The organism is Novosphingobium sp. Fuku2-ISO-50, assembly GCF_001519055.1.
Classification (GTDB): Bacteria; Pseudomonadota; Alphaproteobacteria; order Sphingomonadales; family Sphingomonadaceae; genus Novosphingobium.
Map to the genome: position 1 here is coordinate 70,110 of NZ_KQ954290.1, position 17,754 is coordinate 87,863.

15 protein-coding genes are annotated in these 17,754 nt (G+C 64.4%); 9 read left to right on the plus strand and 6 right to left on the minus strand.

Annotated elements, in window-relative coordinates; genetic code table 11:
• Positions 1-14 precede the first annotated feature (14 nt).
• From AQZ50_RS09880 to AQZ50_RS09895, 4 genes are all read left to right on the plus strand, one after another.
• Entirely contained in the window at positions 15-1,205 is a 1,191-nt protein-coding gene (locus AQZ50_RS09880; RefSeq protein ID WP_067746033.1) for an efflux RND transporter periplasmic adaptor subunit, read from the plus strand.
• Complete coding sequence (locus AQZ50_RS09885; protein WP_067746035.1) at positions 1,205-4,405, plus strand: efflux RND transporter permease subunit; 3,201 nt, start codon at positions 1,205-1,207, stop codon at positions 4,403-4,405. Before AQZ50_RS09880 ends, AQZ50_RS09885 begins: the two co-directional genes overlap by 1 nt.
• Complete coding sequence (locus tag AQZ50_RS09890; RefSeq protein ID WP_369801406.1) at positions 4,402-5,835, plus strand: efflux transporter outer membrane subunit; 1,434 nt, start codon at positions 4,402-4,404, stop codon at positions 5,833-5,835. Before AQZ50_RS09885 ends, AQZ50_RS09890 begins: the two co-directional genes overlap by 4 nt.
• 67 nt (positions 5,836-5,902) lie before the next feature.
• A complete protein-coding gene (locus tag AQZ50_RS09895; RefSeq protein WP_231730209.1) occupies positions 5,903-6,280 on the plus strand; it encodes a hypothetical protein in 378 nt (125 codons plus the stop codon).
• A gap of 89 nt (positions 6,281-6,369) precedes the next feature.
• Here AQZ50_RS09895 and AQZ50_RS09900 read toward each other — a convergent pair whose 3' ends face one another.
• The 3 genes from AQZ50_RS09900 to AQZ50_RS09910 are packed head-to-tail and all read right to left on the minus strand — an operon-like array spanning position 6,370 to position 9,225.
• Positions 6,370-7,005 carry a 3-oxoacid CoA-transferase subunit B gene (locus AQZ50_RS09900; RefSeq protein ID WP_067746037.1) on the minus strand — a complete coding sequence of 212 codons (636 nt, stop codon included), beginning with the start codon at positions 7,003-7,005 and terminating at the stop codon, positions 6,370-6,372.
• Complete coding sequence (locus AQZ50_RS09905; RefSeq protein WP_067746039.1) at positions 7,002-7,712, minus strand: 3-oxoacid CoA-transferase subunit A; 711 nt, start codon at positions 7,710-7,712, stop codon at positions 7,002-7,004. The genes AQZ50_RS09900 and AQZ50_RS09905 overlap by 4 nt, the downstream gene beginning before the upstream one ends.
• Before the next feature lie 22 nt (positions 7,713-7,734).
• Positions 7,735-9,225: a bifunctional 3-(3-hydroxy-phenyl)propionate/3-hydroxycinnamic acid hydroxylase gene (locus tag AQZ50_RS09910; RefSeq protein ID WP_067746041.1), complete on the minus strand. Its 1,491-nt coding sequence runs from the start codon at positions 9,223-9,225 to the stop codon at positions 7,735-7,737.
• Positions 9,226-9,490: 265 nt separating this feature from the next.
• Between AQZ50_RS09910 and AQZ50_RS20425 the strand changes: the two genes are divergently transcribed.
• The 5 genes from AQZ50_RS20425 to AQZ50_RS09935 all read left to right on the plus strand — a co-directional run bounded on the left by AQZ50_RS20425 (position 9,491) and on the right by AQZ50_RS09935 (position 16,061).
• Positions 9,491-10,294 carry a helix-turn-helix domain-containing protein gene (locus AQZ50_RS20425; protein ID WP_067746043.1) on the plus strand — a complete coding sequence of 268 codons (804 nt, stop codon included), beginning with the start codon at positions 9,491-9,493 and terminating at the stop codon, positions 10,292-10,294.
• Between the two features lie 104 nt (positions 10,295-10,398).
• Positions 10,399-11,325: a VOC family protein gene (locus AQZ50_RS09920; RefSeq protein ID WP_067746044.1), complete on the plus strand. Its 927-nt coding sequence runs from the start codon at positions 10,399-10,401 to the stop codon at positions 11,323-11,325.
• A 291-nt stretch (positions 11,326-11,616) separates the two neighbouring features.
• Positions 11,617-12,489 carry a fumarylacetoacetate hydrolase family protein gene (locus AQZ50_RS09925; RefSeq protein WP_067746045.1) on the plus strand — a complete coding sequence of 291 codons (873 nt, stop codon included), beginning with the start codon at positions 11,617-11,619 and terminating at the stop codon, positions 12,487-12,489.
• On the plus strand, positions 12,476-13,777 hold the full coding sequence (locus tag AQZ50_RS09930) for an MFS transporter (protein WP_197412445.1): 1,302 nt from the start codon (positions 12,476-12,478) through the stop codon (positions 13,775-13,777). The genes AQZ50_RS09925 and AQZ50_RS09930 overlap by 14 nt, the downstream gene beginning before the upstream one ends.
• A 55-nt stretch (positions 13,778-13,832) precedes the next feature.
• The gene (locus AQZ50_RS09935; RefSeq protein WP_067746049.1) at positions 13,833-16,061 is read left to right on the plus strand and encodes a TonB-dependent receptor; all 2,229 of its coding nucleotides are present in this window, start codon (positions 13,833-13,835) and stop codon (positions 16,059-16,061) included.
• Positions 16,062-16,157: 96 nt separating this feature from the next.
• On the opposite strand, the gene AQZ50_RS09940 is transcribed toward AQZ50_RS09935, so the two are convergent.
• From AQZ50_RS09940 to AQZ50_RS09950, 3 genes are read right to left on the minus strand one after another with little or no spacing between them, the layout of a single operon-like run.
• Positions 16,158-16,676, minus strand: coding sequence for a flavin reductase family protein (locus AQZ50_RS09940; protein WP_067746051.1), 519 nt, complete (start codon positions 16,674-16,676; stop codon positions 16,158-16,160).
• The gene (locus AQZ50_RS09945; protein WP_197412446.1) at positions 16,648-17,388 is read right to left on the minus strand and encodes an SDR family NAD(P)-dependent oxidoreductase; all 741 of its coding nucleotides are present in this window, start codon (positions 17,386-17,388) and stop codon (positions 16,648-16,650) included. Before AQZ50_RS09945 ends, AQZ50_RS09940 begins: the two co-directional genes overlap by 29 nt.
• Before the next feature lie 2 nt (positions 17,389-17,390).
• A complete protein-coding gene (locus AQZ50_RS09950) occupies positions 17,391-17,753 on the minus strand; it encodes a hypothetical protein (protein WP_067746053.1) in 363 nt (120 codons plus the stop codon).
• Position 17,754: the final 1 nt, after the last annotated feature.

Sequence of the window (17,754 nt, forward strand, 5' to 3'; positions counted from 1 at the left end):
CGGCAGACATACGCATGACATTTTTTCGTCGCACCACGCCGGCTCTGGTCCTCCTCCTTGCCGCCTGCGGCGGCCAAGCCCCGCAAGGCGCTGGTGCGGGCGGTGCTGCGCCGGTTTCTTACGTCGTTGTCAAGCAGGATACGATCACGCTGACGACCGAATTGCCGGGCCGGACCTCTCCGTATGAAAGTTCGGATGTGCGCCCCCAGGTCAATGGCCTGATCGTGGCGCGCCTGTTCACCGAAGGCGACATGGTGCATCAGGGGCAGCCGCTCTATCGGATCGACCCCGCCCCCTACGAGGCCTCTGTAGCCAGCGCGCGCGCGGCGCTGGCCAAGGCGCAGGCCGCGATTGCCTCGAACGAGGCGCTGGCGCGGCGCTATGGCGAACTGGTCAAGATCAACGCCATCGCCAGGCAGGATTACGAGAATGCGCTGACAACCGCCGCGCAGGCCCGCGCCGATGTAGCCGCGCAGCAGGCCGCCCAGCACAGCGCGCAGATCGATCTGGCCCGCACCACCGTGCGCGCGCCGATCAGCGGAAGGATCGGACGCTCGCTCTTTACCACCGGCGCGCTGGTTTCGGCCTCGCAAAGCAGCGCGCTGACCACGATCCAGCGGCTCGCCCCGATCTACGTCGATATTCAGCAATCAAGCGCCGATCTGCTCAAGCTGCGCCAGCAGATCCTGGCCGGCAAGATCGCCCGCGATGGCAATGCCAAAGTGCAGTTGATCCTTGAGGACGGCAGTACTTATGCTCCGCTGGGCGCGTTGCGCTTTGCCGATGTAACCGTGGATCAGACCACCGGATCGCAAGTGATCCGCGCGCTGTTTCCCAATCCCGACGGGTTGTTGATGCCCGGCATGTTCGTGCGCGCGCGGCTCGTCGAAGGCACGCAGCAAAACGCCATGCTGGTGCCGCAACGCGCGGTGGGCCGCGATGAGCGCGGCAATCCCACCGTGATGGTCGTGGGCACAGACAACAAGGTCGAAGTGCGTCCGCTCCAGTCCGGCCGGACATCGGGCAGCGACTGGGTGGTGACCGCCGGGCTGCGCCCGGGTGACAAGGTGATCGTCGAAGGCGGCATGATGCTGCGCCCCGGCATGCCTGTCACGCCCCAGCCGTGGAACCCGAACGCACCGCAAGGCCAGGGCGCTGCCGATCCCTCCTCACAGGCCCCCTCCTCTCAGGTAAAGCAACACTGATGTCGCGCTTTTTCATCGATCGCCCCATCTTTGCATGGGTTGTCGCGATCATCCTGATGCTGGCCGGTCTGCTGGCTATCCAAACGCTGCCGATTGCCCAGTTTCCGACGATTGCGCCCCCTGCGGTCTCGATCACGGCGACATATCCCGGCGCGGATGCGGAAACGCTGGAAAAGACCACGACCCAGATCATCGAGCAGCAGATGAAGGGGCTTGACCACCTTCGCTACTTCTCGTCCTCCTCCTCGTCTTCGGGTACGGTGACGATCACCCTGACCTTTGAGCAGGGCACCAACCCGGACATTGCGCAAGTCCAGGTGCAGAACAAGTTGCAGGCGTCCACCCCGCTCCTGCCGCAGGAAGTGCAGCAGCAGGGCGTTCAGGTCGCCAAGTCCACGTCCAACTTTCTGTTGGTGATCGGCCTCTATTCGACCAACGGTTCGCATTCGGCGGTCGATCTTGCCGACTATGTCGCCTCGAAATTGCAGGATCCGCTCTCACGCGTGAATGGCGTGGGCGATACCCAGGTGTTCGGGTCGCAATATGCGATGCGTGTGTGGGTCGATCCCGTCAAGCTGAGCAAATATGCGCTGACGATGGATGATGTGACCACCGCGATCAAGGCGCAGAACGCGCAGGTTTCGGCGGGCCAGATCGGCGCGCTGCCCGCGCCCAAAGAGCAGATGCTCAACGCCACCGTCTCGGTCCAGTCGCGGCTGACCACGCCCGATCAGTTCGCAGCGATCCGGCTGAAGAGCGGCACCGACGGGTCGCAAGTGCGGCTTGGCGATGTGGCGCGCGTGGCCATTGGTGCGGAAAACTACGGCTTTGAATCAAAGTGGAATGGCCAGCCGGCCGCAGGCATGGGGGTCAAGCTGGCGCCGGGCGCCAATGCGCTTACCACGGTCGATGCGGTCAAGGCCCGCATCGCCGAGATTTCCAGGCAGTTTCCCGGCGATGTGAAAGTGGTTTACGCTTTCGACTCCACACCTTTCGTCCGGCTCTCGGTCGAACAGGTGGTCCACACGCTGATCGAGGCGGTGGTGCTGGTCTTCCTCGTGATGTTCCTGTTTCTGCAAAACTGGCGCGCCACGCTGATCCCGACCATCGCCGTGCCGGTGGTCTTGCTGGGCACTTTTGCCGTGATGTCGGTGGCGGGCTATTCGATCAATACGCTCACGCTGTTCGGCATGGTGCTGGCGATCGGCCTGCTCGTCGACGACGCCATCGTGGTGGTCGAAAATGTCGAGCGCCTGATCGTCACCGAACATCTCAGCCCGCTCGATGCCGCGCGAAAGTCGATGGACGAGATTTCCAGCGCGCTGATCGGTGTGGCGCTGGTGCTTTCGGCGGTGTTTCTGCCGATGGCCTTCTTTGCCGGATCGACCGGTGTGATCTATCGCCAGTTCTCGATCACCATCGTTTCGGCCATGGTGCTTTCGGTGGCGGTGGCGCTGATCCTGACGCCCGCACTTTGCGCGACGATCCTGAAGCCCCACGATCCCGACAAGAAGCGGGGCAACAGCCCGCTCGCCCGCTTTTTCGACTGGTTCAACGACAAGTTCGACCGCGGGCAAGTCCGCTATGAACGGGGCGTCCGCCGCACCGCGCGGGACTGGAAGCGTTCGATGCTGGTCTATGCCCTCATCATCGGCGGGCTGGCGGTGCTCTTCATGCGCCTCCCCTCCGGCTTTCTGCCCGACGAAGATCAGGGCACGGTGATCGCCGTGCTGCAAGGTCCGGCCGGATCAACCGCCGCGCGCACCGAAAAGGGCCTTGAGCTGATCCGCAACACCATGCGTCAGGGTGAAGCCCGGAATGTCGCAGGCGTGTTCACCATCAACGGCTTCAGCTTTGCCGGATCCGGGCAGAACAGCGGCATGGCCTTTGTTCCGCTCAAGCCCTGGGCCGAACGCTCGGGCGCGGTCAATTCGGCGCAAATGATCGCGCGGCGGGCGATGGGTGCCTTCTCGCACTATCGCGATGGGCTGATCTTTGCCATCACCCCGCCTGCGGTGCAGGAACTGGGCAATGCGACCGGCTTTGATCTGCAATTGGTGGATCAGGCCGGGATCGGGCATGCGGCCCTGCTCCAGACCCGCAACATGCTGCTGGGCATGGCGGCGCAAAATCCCAAGCTGGTGGGCGTGCGGCCCAATTCGCTGGAAGATGCGCCCCAGCTCAAGGTCAATGTGGATCAGGACAAGGCGCGCGCGCTGGGTCTGGATCTGGGCACGGTCAACAGCGGCATTTCCTCCGCCTGGGGCGGCGCCTATGTCAACGACTTCCTCGATCGGGGCCGCGTGAAGCGTGTCTATGTTCAGGCCGACACCGCATATCGCATGGCGCCTGAAGATCTCGGCAAGCTCTATGCCCGGGGCAGCAGCGGGAGCATGGCCCCCTTCACCGCCTTTTCCACGCTGTCATGGGCGCAGGCGCCGGTGCAACTGACCCGCTATAACGGCCAGCCCGCGATGGAAGTGCTGGGCGCGCCGGCTCCCGGCGTTTCCACCGGCGACGCGATGGCAGCCATGGAAGCGATCCACGCCAAGCTGCCGCCGGGCACCGCGCTGCAATGGACGGGCCTCTCCTATGAGGAAAGGCTCTCCGGCGGCCAGGCGCCGCTGCTCTATGCGCTTTCGCTGCTCATCGTGTTCCTCTGCCTTGCCGCGCTCTATGAAAGCTGGACGGTGCCGGTTTCGGTCATCATGGTGGTGCCGCTGGGCGTGATCGGCGCGGTACTCGCCGCAACGCTCACCGGGCTGAACAATGACATCTATCTGCAGGTCGGGCTTATCACCACGATCGGCGTTTCGGCCAAGAATGCGATTCTGATCGTGGAATTTGCCGAAGAGCGGATGCGCGACGGCATGAGCGCGTTTGATGCGGCGATCGCGGCGGCCCGGCTTCGCCTGCGCCCGATCCTGATGACCAGCCTCGCCTTCATCTTCGGTGTTCTGCCGCTGGCGATAGCGCATGGCGCGGGGGCGGGCGGCCAAAACGCGATCGGCCGGGCGGTGGTCGGCGGCATGCTCTCCGCCACCGTTCTGGCGATCTTTCTGGTGCCGATGTTCTTTGTCGTCGTGCGGCAGATGGCCGGTCGCGTGCGCAGCCAAACCCCGTCGGACCCCATCGAGCCGGATCTCAGCGAGCCGGATCTCAGCAAGCATGACGGCGCCGATGCGCGCCGGGGAGCATGATGCCCGTGACCAAGCCTTTCTCAACCCTCATGCTGCTTTGCGCGGGCAGCCTGCTGGCCGGGTGCAATCTCGCACCGAAATATGTGCGGCCCGCTGCGGCTGTCCCGCCCGCGCTGCCGCAAGGCGGGGTCTATCCGGCAGCCGCGAGCGATGCAGCCGACATCAGCCGGGTCGGCTGGCGCGATTTCTTCATCGACGCGCGGCTGCGGCAGGTGATCGCAATCGGGCTGCAAAACAATCAGGATCTGCGGCTGGCCGTAGCCAATGTGCTGGAAGCCCGCGCGCAGTTTCACACCCAGCGTGCCAGTCTGTTTCCGGCGGTGAGCGCGAGCGGGTCCGGCACGTATACCAACACCGCCTCGATGACGGCGACCACCGGCGCATCGACGGGCGGTTCTGCCGACATCCAGTATTTTTCGGGCAGCGCGGGCGTGTCGTCCTATGAGATCGATCTCTTCGGGCGGGTGCGCAATCTGACCAAGGCGGCGCAAGAGCAATATTTCGCGAACGAGGAAGCCCAGCGCGCCGCCCGCGTCACGCTGATCGGCGAGATCGCCGCCGACTGGCTGACGCTGGCCTCGGACCGCGACCAGCTCAAGACCTCGCAAGGCGTGCTCAAGGCCTATGAACAGACCTTTGATCTGACCCGTGCCAAATTTGCCATCGGCACCAGTTCGGAACTCGACACGCGCCAGGCGGAAACCAATTATCAGTCCGCCCGCAACGATATTGCCGTGTTGCAAACCCAAATCGCGCAAGACATCAACGCGTTGCAACTGCTGACCGGCGCCACGCTGCCCGCGGACCTGCTGCCCGACGGACTGGGCGATCAGGCCTTTACAATCCAGAGCCTGCCCGGCCAGCTGCCATCGCAAGTGCTGCTGCACCGCCCCGATGTGTTGCAGGCCGAGCATCAGCTTATCGCGCAAAACGCCAATATCGGCGCCGCACGGGCAGCCTTCTTTCCGCAGATCTCGCTGACCGCGACGATCGGGACGATCAGCCCGGCGCTGGGGAGTGCCTTTGGCGCGGGCACCGGCACCTATACCGTAGCACCGTCGGCCAGCCTGCCGCTGTTCGACTTCGGCAAAAATCAGGCCAATCTGAATTATGCCCGCGCCGCGCGCGAAGCGGCGGTCGCCACCTATCAGAAAACGATCCAGACCGCCTTTCGCGAGGTGGCCGATGCACTGGCTCAGCGCGGCACGATGGATGAGCAGATGGCCGCGCAAACCGCCCGCGCCAAATCCGCGCGGCAGGCCGCCAGACTGTCGGATGCCCGCTATCGGGCCGGGGTGGATTCGTTCCTCGTGGCACTGGATTCGCAGCGCACGGCCTATGCCGCCGAACAGCAGTTGGTGACCACGCGACTGAGCCGGGCGAGCAATCTGGTGACGCTGTATCGGACGCTGGGCGGCGGACTGGATTGACCCCTTGCCGAAAGACAAAATCGGCATAATCTCTCCCCAATAAAACCAATTCGGGAGTGGTGAGGCCGTGGACGATTCAATCGTGAATGCGGGCGTGAATGCGGGCGTGAATGCGGGCGTGAATGCGGGCGTGAATGCGGGCGTGAATGCGGGCGTGAATGCGGGCGTGAATGCGGGCGTGAATGCGGGCAGTGCAGGAAATGCTGGTGAGGAAAGCCTCATCATCCTTGAAAGCCTGTTGTGCCTGATGCGTGAGAAAAACCTGCTGACGCGCAGCGACATCGAGCTGCTCTGCGCCAAAGTGGGCCGCCGGGCAGAGGGCGAGAGCAAGAACCCCCTGCCCTGCCGCTCGGAAAGCGCGCAAGTGGCGCATAGTTACCTGCGCCAGCTGACCACGTATCTGGGCCAGCGCTATGGCGGCAAGCATGCGCGGCATCTCAGCTAGTGCGACAGCGCTGACAAACCGGGCAACAACGCCGCACGCCCGGGCCATGTCCGCCCATCAACATGTCCGCCCATCAACATGTCCGCCCATCAATCGGCTTGCCGCAGCGGGGCGCCGGTGCGCGCGGCAATGGCTTCCAGCGTTTCCCCGGGAGCTGCGCGCAGCAGCCTGTAGGCTTCGCCCATGGGCTTGAAAATGCCAAGCTCGGTATAGATCCGATCGACCACGCCGCGCCCGGTCGCGGGCAACGACAGCGTTTGCAACAGCTTGGGACGGCCCGCGCGCGTGGTGTGCGTGGTGATCACCCGCACGCTGCGCGCCCCGGCGACGAGATCCATCGCCCCGCCGACCGCCGGGACGCCGCCCTTGCCCGTCGTCCAGTTCGCAATGTCGCCGTTGGCCGCGACTTCGTATGCCCCCAGCACACAGATGTCGATGTGCCCGCCGCGGATCATCGCAAAGCTGTCGGCATGGTGAAAGAACGCGCCGCCGGGGATCAGCGTGACCGGCTTCTTGCCCGCATTGATCAGCTCCATGTCTTCCTCGGCTGCGGGCGGGCGCGGCCCCATGCCGAGAATGCCGTTTTCGCTGTGCAGCACGACTTCGCGCCCGGCGGGGATAAAATCGGCGATCCGTTCGGGCTGGCCAATACCCAGATTGACGAAGGCGCCTTCGGGAATCTCGGCCGCAGCGATCGCGGCGATTTCGTCGGCGGTCCAGCTCATCGGGCTTGCTCCAAGGCGAGAATATGGTCGCGCTCGCTGATCGGGTCGGCAATGGGAACGACCCGGCTGACGAAAATCGACGGCGTCACGATCGCTTCCGGGTCGAGTTCGCCCAGCGGTACGACCTTGCGGACTTGCGCAATCGTGGTCTTCGCGGCCATCGCCATGACCGGGCCGAAATTGCGCGCGGCCTTGCGATAGACGAGATTGCCCCAGCGATCGGCCGCTTCGGCCTTGATCAGCGCGACATCGCCGCAAATTGCGTGTTCGAGGATATGGTCGCGTCCGGCAAAAGTGCGCGTTTCCTTGCCTTCGGCCAAGGCCGTGCCCACGCCCGAAGGCGTATAGAATGCCGGGATACCCGCGCCGCCCGCGCGCAGCCGTTCGGCCAGCGTGCCTTGCGGGACAAGTTCGAGCGCGATCTGCCCGTCGCGATACAGCGTTTCAAAGACATGCGCGTGCGAACCGCGCGGGTATGAACAGATCAGCCGCGCCACCCGCCGTTCGTGCAGCAGCAGGGCCAGCCCAATTTCGCCGTTGCCGGAATTGTTGTTGACCACGGTCAGCTCGCGCGCGCCCTGTTCGATCAGCGCATGGATCAGCTCGGTCGGATTGCCCGCTTCGCCAAAGCCGCCGATAAGCACGGTGTCGCCGTCGCGCACGCCGTCTATCGCGGCGCGCGCGTCGGGAAAGATCTTGTCAATCATGGATGATGCCTTTCGCGCGCGATCAGGCGGGGACTTTGGCCGTGCTGACCAGATCGGCCCAGGCGCGGACAAGCTCCGCCGCGTTGCCCGATCCGAACACATAGCGATCCGGGCGCACCAGCACGGCTTCGGCTCCGGTCGCGGCAATCGTCTTTGCGGCTGCGGTGCCGAGCGCCGGAGGCAGATCGCGCCGCACATCGACCACGCGCAGCCCGGGCATGGCAGCGACGGCCTCGCTCTGGCCGGTATGGAGCAACCACGCCCCCGCCCCCAGCACATCGTCGAGCCGCCCCTCGCGCGGATCGGTTGCCTGGGGAAAGGGCAGCCCGGCCATCGCATCGCCGTGACGCATCGCGCCGACCAGCGCCGGCAGTATAAAAGGCCCCGAAACCAGCGGATTGGCGAGCATCTCGGCATCGCGGGCGGCGGCGCGTTCGCGGTCGAACGTGCATACCACGCGGCCCATTTCGATCGCCTTGGTAATCAGAAAACGGCAGTGCGGCTCGCGCTCGCGCATATAGCTGTCGAGCAGGGCCTGATCGGCACCGGCCAGCACCGCGTCGAGCTTCCACGCCAGATTGACCGCATCGCGCAGCCCCGAACACAGCCCTTGGCCGAGAAATGGCGGGGTCTGGTGCGCGCTGTCGCCGACCAGCAGCACGGAGCCCTTGCGCCATTGGTCGGCAATCAGGCCGTGGAACTGATAGACCGCCGTGCGTTCCACATTCAGCTCGCCTTTGGCGCGCCAGGGTTTCAGCAGCGTTTCCAGGTTTTCGGGGTGCAGCATCGCCTGCGGATCTTCGTCGGCGCGCAGCATGAACTCCCAGCGCAGCCGGTTGGGGCCCATGTGGACGAACGATGTCGGCCGCTCCGGGTCGCAGAACTGGATATTGCTTTCGGGAAAGCCGGATTCGTCGGGAACCCAGGCATCGAGCACAAGCCAGGGCTCGTCGAAATCGAGATCGTCGAGCCCGATGCCGAGCGCTTCGCGAACCGGGCTTCGCGCGCCATCGCAGGCGGCGAGATAGCGCGCGCGCACCGTGCGTGGGCCGTGTTCGCCGTCGATGCGCACCACAACCCCGGCGTCATCGTGTTCGACAAGTGCGTCGAAACGGCTGCCGAGTTCGACCGTGACGCCGTCCAGCGCGTCGAGCCGCGTGCGCACGGCGCGTTCGATGCCCGGCTGATAGACATTGTACGACACCGGCCAGCCGCCCGTGCCGTTGAGCCCGTCGCGCTGAAAATGGATCAGCGGCTTGCCGTTCGATGCCAGGAATTCATAATCGGGCGCAACGCGCATATGCGGCAGAACCGCATCGATCACGCCCAGCGCCTGAAAGATCCGCATGACCTCGTGATCGACATGGGCCGCGCGCGGAAGCGGATAGACTTCGTGCTGCGGCTCGATCGCGAGGACCGAGCGCCCCAGATCGCCCAGCAGCGCGGCCATGACCGCGCCCACCGGGCCCAGGCCGACGACCAGTACGTCGCAATCATACGAAATGTCCGTCATAGGCGTTCAATCCCTCTGCCCCGGCGACCCTGCGGGCGATTTCGAATGGTGGAAATTCGTGTCCCGGCGGACGCGATCCGCGCCCGCATGGGCGGCTCGCTCCGCGTTGCCGACATCAGGCGAACCAGTCTGGTTTGCCCGGCGGCGATTGACTCTCCCGTTGAAGTTCTGTTCGATATGTCTTGACCTATTGTGCGATGGTCGCGGAACGCCAACAACGCGATCATTGTTGGCGTCCGCCTGGCGGGACAGGACCTATTTCATCATGAGCGAATCTGCGCCGACGAACATCGAATCGGGCGACAATGTGCGCAGCCTGCAACGCGGGCTGCGGCTGTTGCAGGCGATGAACCGGTTTCCCCACGCCTCGGTGACGCAGCTGGCCCAACGGGCGGAAATCCCGCGTTCGACCGCTTATCGCCTGCTTGAAACGTTGGCCTCGCTGGGCTTTGTGCGGACCTCGTCGGGAGAGGGATACCGGCTGACCCGGGCAGTTCGCACGCTGAGCGACGGGTTTATCGACGATGGGTGGATCGAGCCGGCGTGGCAGGAAATGCTGCGTCTCGGGCGTGAGATCGTCTGGCCGCTGTCGCTGCTCACGCCCGAAGCGGGGACCATGGTCGTCCGGCGGGCGACCCATGAATTCAGCGCCTTGTCGATCGATTACGGCATGGTCGGCCGTCGCATGCCGATGACCGAAGTCGCGTCGGGGCGAATCTATCTGGCCTATTGCACGCCCGAAGAACGTCGCCTGATCATGGCGCTGCCCGACGCCTATGCGAACCGGGCGGTCCCTGTCGACACCACCTTGCTCGACGAACGGCTCGCCGCCATTCGCGTGCGCGGCTATGATACGCGCGTCGGCGGCGTGGTGGAAAAAACCGGCGGCCTGGGCGTGCCGATTTTCAACGACGATCGCGTGATCGGGGTGCTCAGCCTGATTTTCATCGCATCGAGCCTCGATGTCGCCCGGGTGGTCGCGCAATACGAGGCGCCTCTCAAGCAGACAGCCGCCCGTATCAGCGCCGAGGCCGTCCGCCTGATGGACGCGCCGTCCAAAGTGACTTGAAGACAGCGAGCGCGAGCCCCCTTTTCCCGCGAGGGTGCCGGCGCGCTGCCTCGTGCAGCCCGGCACTGCCCCTCGACAAGACACCAACGGGCAGAGGATCGGCCATGACTATCAAAAGCTTGGGTTATCTCGGCGTTGCCTCCGGGCGCGCCGGGGAATGGGATCGGTTTGCAACGCGGTTGCTGGGCATGCAGCGCGTCGATGATGCTGCGGGCGTTCAGGCGTACCGCATGGACGACCATGCGCAGCGGCTCATCATCGAGCCGTCTGCGCGCGAAGGGCTGGCCTATATCGGCTGGGAAGTGGAATCGCCTGCGGATCTTGAAGCCCTGTCAAAGCGGCTGATCGATGGCGGACACGCGGTTCATGTCGGCGCGCCGTCGCTTGCCCGGTCGCGCCGGGTGGCCGAACTGGTCTGGTTCAACGATCCCGAGGGCAATCGCATGGAGGTCTTCCACGGTGCCGAAAGGGCCCATGAACCGTTCGCGCCCGGCCGCCCGCTGTCCGGCTTTGTCACCGGGACGATGGGCATGGGGCATGCCGTGCTGACAATGGGCAATCCGGCGGCGACGATGCCGTTCTATCGCGACATGCTCGGCTTTGCCCTGAGCGATTTCGGGCGGACGCCGTACGAGCTCTATTTCTTTCATATCAATGGGCGGCACCACAGTTTTGCGCTCGTCGGCACCGGGCAAAGCGGCTTTCACCATTTCATGATCGAGCTGAAATCGCTCGATGACGTGGGCCAGGCCTACGATCTGGCGCAACTCGAACCCGATTGCGTGTCGTTCACGCTGGGGCGGCACAGCAACGATTACATGACATCGTTCTACATGAAATCGCCGTCGGGTTTCCTGATCGAATATGGCTGGGGCGGGCGCGTGATCGATCCCGAAACATGGGTGCCGCACGAAACTTTCGACGGGCCGAGCTATTGGGGGCACGAGCGGCTGCAGATGGCCGAGGCGCAGCGCCTGCATTTGCGCGAAATGCGGCTCGATGCGGCGCGGCGGGGGTTGCGCGCGCCCTGATCGCCCAATTCCCGCCAGCCCAATTCCCGCCAGCCTGATTCCCACCAGCCCAATTCCCACCAGGCGGACGCATCCATCGTCGCGCTTGTTCGGATCGCCCCGGGCGGAGACATTCCAGGTGCTGCCCCGGGCCCGTCTCGGGGTGTTTGTAATAACCATAATGGTTCGGCGCACCGCCGAGGGGAGAAGGCTGCCGTTCGACCACCGCATCCGGTGATCGCGGATCGCAAACTTCATTCGCCCGATCGGTCGTGCCGCCAACCGGTGAACCCGGCGAAGGATTGAAACATCATGAAACTGGTCAGCTTTGTCAGCCGGGGCCGTGCCTCGTGGGGCGTTGTGACGCCCGAGGGCATTCGCGATGTCGGCGCAATGCCCGGCGCGGCGCCCTCGCTCAAGGCCGCCCTGCCCGATCTGTCGGCGCCCGATCTGTCGACGATTGCCGCTGCGCTCGATGCGGCGCCGCTGCTGCCGCTTGCATCGGTCAGCCTGTTGCCGCCGATTCCGGATCCGGCGAAAATCCTGTGCGTCGGGCTCAACTACAAATCGCACATCGCCGAGACCGGGCGCGAGGCGCCGCGTTATCCGATGCTGTTTCCACGCTACCCGGACTCGCTGGTCGGATCGGGGGCCGCGCTGGTGCGGCCATCCGCGTCGCACAATTTCGATTTCGAAGGCGAACTGGCCGTCGTCATCGGCAAGGCCGGGCGCCATATCGCCGTGGCCGACGCGCTTGGCCATGTTGCCGGTTATGCCTGTTTCAACGATGGGTCGATCCGCGATTGGCAGCGCCACACCACCCAGTTCCTGCCGGGCAAGAATTTCGCGCATTCCGGCTCGTTCGGTCCCTGGCTGGTGACCGCCGACGAAGCCGGCGACATCGGCGCACTCCATCTCGAAACGCGCCTCAATGGCGAAGTCATGCAACGGGCGCGGCTGGATGATCTGCTGCTTCCGGCGGCTGAACTGATCGCCTATATCTCGACGATGGCGCCGTTGCAGCCGGGCGATGTGATCGCCACGGGAACCACCGGCGGCGTCGGCCTGTTCCGCGATCCGCCGGTGTGGATGAAGCCCGGCGACACGATCACGGTCGAAATCGAACGGCTGGGTACGCTGGTCAACACGATTGTCGATGAAGAGCCCGGCGTTGCACGCGGCTGACCCCGTGCGCGCCGCCGCCGATGCACAAACCGATCACGGGCCCGCGTGGCGCGTGGCGATCGGTTGCGCGATCGGGCTGGCGGTGGCGTTTGGCCCGGCGCTGATCGCCTCGTTCGGACTTTACGTGAAGCCGATCGCCGCCCAATTCGGCTGGAGCCGGACGCAAGTGGCGCTGGCGTTTTCGATCTTTTCGATCATGGGCGCGTTTGGCACGCCCCTGCTCGGCATCGTGCTCGATCGCCATGGATCGCGACCGGTCCTGTTGTCGAGCGTGATTGTGCTGCCGCTTGCCCTGGCCTTGCTCGTGGTGGTGCCGCCGTCCTATCCCGCATTTCTGGGCTGGGCGGTGGCGGTCGGTCTGGTCGCGGTCGTCGCGTCGCCTGCTGCCTATATCAATCTCCTGCCGCAATGGTTCAACCGGCGGCTCGGACTGGCGGTGTCGCTGGCGATGACCGGTTCGGGCCTGGGCCAGGCGCTGTTCACCATGGGGCACGGCCTGTTGCTGTCATACCTGGCCTGGCGGCAGGCATGGTTGATCATGGCTGGTGTGGTTGCGGCGGTCGGTATCGTCAATGCCGTGACGCTGTTGCGCGACCGGCACGATCTGGTGGCCTTGCGGCGCGCAGGCCGACACGGCGACTTGCCGGGCGATCCGCCGTCGGTGGCGCTGCGGTCGAGCGCATTCTGGTTCGCCACGGCGGCGTTCTTCATCGTCATGCTGGTGATCGGCGCGATGCTGACACACCTCGTCGCGATGCTGACCGACCGCGGCATGTCGGTCGGGCAGGCCGCGATGATCGCCGCGACGATCGGCTTTTCCTCGCTGGTCGGGCGTTTGCTGACCGGACTGGTGGTCGATCGGGTCGGGTTCGGGCTGATGGGCGTGATCACGTTTCCGCTGCAGGCGGCGGGATGCGTTCTGCTGATTGCGGGACACAGCGTCGCTTCGGCCTGGCTGGCGGCCGGGCTGATCGGGCTGACCTATGGGGTCGAGGCGGACCTTTTGCCGTTCATGCTGCGCCGGACATTCGGGTTGCGCTGCTTTGGCCAGCTCTATGGCCTGGCGTTCGGGATCGTTCAGCTCGGCCCGGTTCTCGGCCCGATCCTGCTCGGCGCGTCGTTTGACCGGCTCGGCAGTTATGATCCGGGGCTGGCGGTGCTCGCGGTGCTGTCATTGCTGTCGGCAGTGCTGGTCGCGCTGGCCGATCGGCAGGCGCGCGCGGTCGGTATGCTGCGGCGGAGCGCGCATCAGCCCGGCATGACAGACGGACAGGTCGATGCCGCCTGATCGCGGTTTCAAACGGACAAATTCAAGCAAAATCGTAAAAAAGGGAGAGAGCAATATGAAAATTCGGTATTTTCTTCTGTCATGCGCATGTCAGGCAGGGCTTGTCGCGGTGCCCGCACAGGCGCAGAGCGCAGCGTCACCCGCCGCCCCTGCTCCTGCTCCTGCCCCTGCCCCTGCTCCTGCCAATGACAGCGCGGCGCCTGCCGCCAGTGCGGTTCCGGACATCATCGTCACCGCGCGCAAGCGATCCGAAACGGCGCAGTCGATTCCGATCTCGATCGGCGTGGTCGGCGAAAAGGCCTTGGCCATGACCGGATCGGCCTCGTTGCTGCAACTCGCCGACGTGGCACCGGGGCTCAATCTGGCGAAAGGACCGGTCGGCGCGGAAATCGGCGTGACCGTGCGCGGGCTCGGATCTGCCCCCGGCGCGACATCGTTCGACAGTTCGGTCAGCCTGTTCGTCGATGGCGTCTATGCGCCGCGCGGACGCGAATTCGCATCGTCGATGTTCGATGTCAGCCGCATCGAGGTCATCAAGGGGACGCAGGCGGCACTGCTGGGCAAAAACACCAGCCTCGGCGCGGTCAACGTGATCACGCGCAAGCCGGGGGACAGCTTTGCAGGCGATCTGCGCGCATCGTATGAATTCGAACAGGGCTCCACTCTGGTCACCGGCGGGCTCGATCTGCCGATCACGCAGAATCTGGCCTTGCGCGTGTCGGGACAGACGCTCGACGATGAAGGCTGGGTCAGCGACAGTTACAGCGGGCGGGCAGCGCCACGCACCCGCGACGACGCGGTTCGCGGGGTACTGGTGTGGAAACCGACCAGCGGGATCGACGCCACGCTGATGGTGCAGCACGATGTGTCCACCAATTACGGCAACATGACCGAATTCGCCACGGTCAACCCGCTGGCACAACAACTGGCAACCGCTGCGGGCGCGGCTCCGCTCAGCACCAGCCTCGATGATACCAACCAGGTCGGGCTCAATGGCAAGGGGACCGAGCAGTTCGAGCGCCTTGCGGTCGATCGCGCCGCAGGAACGGTCAACATCGAAGTCGGCGGCGGGACATTGACCTCGGTCACGGCCTATTCGCATTACACCGACGCCAACAACATGAACCTCGCGTTCCTGCCCGGCGACTATGCCACCCGCGCGATCGCCGAAATTTCGCGCGAGTTTTCGCAGGAAGTGCGTTTCGTGTCGCCCGCGCATCAACCGTTCGAATATCTCGTCGGCGCGCTTTATCTGCACAACGAGCTCCAGACGGTTTCCTACAATTACGCCAATTATCCGTTTGGCCCGGTAGAAGGGGTGAATTTCACCGGCGCCTATCAGAATGATTTTTTCCAGAAGACCGACACTTTTTCCGTTTTCGGTCAAGGCACGTACAACGCTTCGGACAAGCTGCATTTCGTGGCGGGCTTGCGGTATACCAATGAACACAAAGTCGTCGATCTCGATCGTCTCGTGCTGACGCCCGGGCTCTACAGCGAGGCGGTATTTCCACCTTATGCCCCGTTCACGATGGGGCGGCGTGACAAGCCGGTCGATTATTCGTTTGGCGCACAATACGCGATAACGCCCGACATCATGGGCTATGTCAGCTATGGCAAAGGCACCAAGAGCGGGGGCTTTGCTTCGTCCGCGACGTATCTCGATCAGTCGGGATACAACAGCGAAACGGCCCGCACGGTGGAAGCCGGGATCAAGGCGCAGGACAGCGCCCGACGCTGGCTGTTCGACCTGTCGGTCTTTCAGACAAACGTCGACAACTTTCAGGTCGTGACGTTCAACGGCGTTTCATTCGACATCTTCAATACCAATTTGCGCAGCACCGGTTTCGAGCTTCAGACATGGTGGGTGCCGGTCAAGGGTGTGCGGGTCTTTCTCAACAACACCTATGACAATGCCCACGACCGCAATACCGGGCAAATCGTGCCGCTCGCGCCGAAGTGGAGCGGGTCTGGCGGGGTTTCGCTGCGCGAACCGATGACGAGCAGCCTTGACGCGATTATCGACGGCTCGATCGATTATCGATCCAGCCGATCGTATCAGCAGGACCCGGCGGCATCGGTGATGGGCAATGCCTTTACCACCTATAATCTCGGCCTGGCCGTCGCCCCTGCCGGTGATCGCTGGGAAGTGCGGCTGATCGGGCGAAACCTGACCAATGCCAAGGGTATCGCCTTTTCGTTCCCGACGCCGTTCATCGGCACGCAATCGGTGATGCTCGAACGCTCGCGCACGATCGCTTTGCAGGCCTCGCTCAAGTTTTGATGTCTATTGGCCGGATCAGCCGTTGAGACGGGCCGGTGTGGGGGCTCTTGCGCCCCCACACTGCGGGCGGCGAAACCGTCCGGCGGCGTCCGCTCCTCAAACAGGCATGAGGTGATGATAGCGCCGCCCGTAATAGACCAGCGCGCCATGCCCGCTGCCCTGATGAATGCGGGTGACATGGCCGATAAACACGCTGTGCGTCCCGGCCTCGATCACCATCGTCACCCGGCAGGCGAGCGCGGCCTGCGCATCGGCCAGAGCCGGCACTCCGGGTTCGAGCTCGATGAGCGGCCCCACGCTGCCGAACCGCTCGTCCATCGACAGCGAGCGATCGGAAAAAGCCTGGCTGATCGCATCCTGCCCGGCGGCAAGAATGTTGACGCAAAACACGCCGTTGGCTGCCAGCACTTCGTGCAGGCGCGCACTGCGATTGACGCATATCAGCAACGACGCGGGATCATCGCTGACGGCGCAGACCGCAGTCGCCGTCATCCCGTGCCGCCCCGATGGTCCATCGGTGGTGATCACATTGACCGTCCCGCCCAGTGTCGCCATCGCGGCGCGAAACGCCTGGGCATGGGTCGTGTCAACGCATGAAGAGGCCGCCGTTGGCATCCCACACTGCTCCATTGGCAAAGGCGGCATCCGCGCCTGCGAGGTGGACGGCGGTCCGCGCGATGAACGCCGGATCGCCCAACTGGCGCACGGGGATGGTCTCCACCGTCGCGGCCAGCTTGTCGGCGGGAACCAGCGCGCGGACACTGGGCAGATCGAGCGGCCCGGGGGCGATCGCGGCGACGCTGATCCCAAAGGGTGCAAGATCGCGCGCAAAGACTTTGGTCAGCGTGATGATCCCGCCCTTGCTCGCGGCATAATGCGCGCCGGTCGCGGTGCCGCCGTTCTGCCCGGCAAGGCTGGCGATATTGACGATCCGGCCAAACCCGCGCTCCTTGAAATAGCGCCCGAACACCTGGCATCCAAAGAACGTGCCATGCAGATTGACTTCGAGCACGCGGGCAAATTCGTCGGGTGTGATGTCGAGCACCGGGCGAACCACGGTGATCACTGCGTTGTTGACCAGAACCTCGACCGAGCCCCAGCGCGCGACGACTGCATCGCGCGCAGCGACAAAGCTGTCGGGGCTGGTCACATCCAGCGCCACGGCAAACGTCGTGGTGCCGCCGGGATCCAGCCGATCGGCGAGCGCCGCAGCCCCGGCGAGATTGATGTCGGAAATCGCCACGCGATACCCTGCGGCATGAAATGCGCGCACCAGGGCTTCGCCCAGCCCTTGCGCGCCGCCGGTAACAAGAACGGTTCCTGCCACGATCAAAGCTCCGGAATCACGAGTTCGCGACCAAGGCGTGCTTCGAGCCGGATATATTTCCACAGCCGGTATTCCTCGACATGGATCGTGCGCAAAAGGTTGCACGCCGCGACCACCGCATCGCGATCGGGAAAATCGGCTAGGATGTAAAACGTCCAGGGCCAGCCGGTCGGCGATGTGCCGACCATGGTCTGATCGTCATCGATCGTGCCGATGATGGCAACGCCCGGAATATCGCGAATGCCGCGCAGCAATTCGCCGGTCGCGGTCCAGACTTTGCCGATTTCGGTCGACGGCAGATCGAAAAAGCCCTGAAGCACCGCGCCGCACAGCAGCACGCGCAACGGGAGGCGGGTATCGGTCATG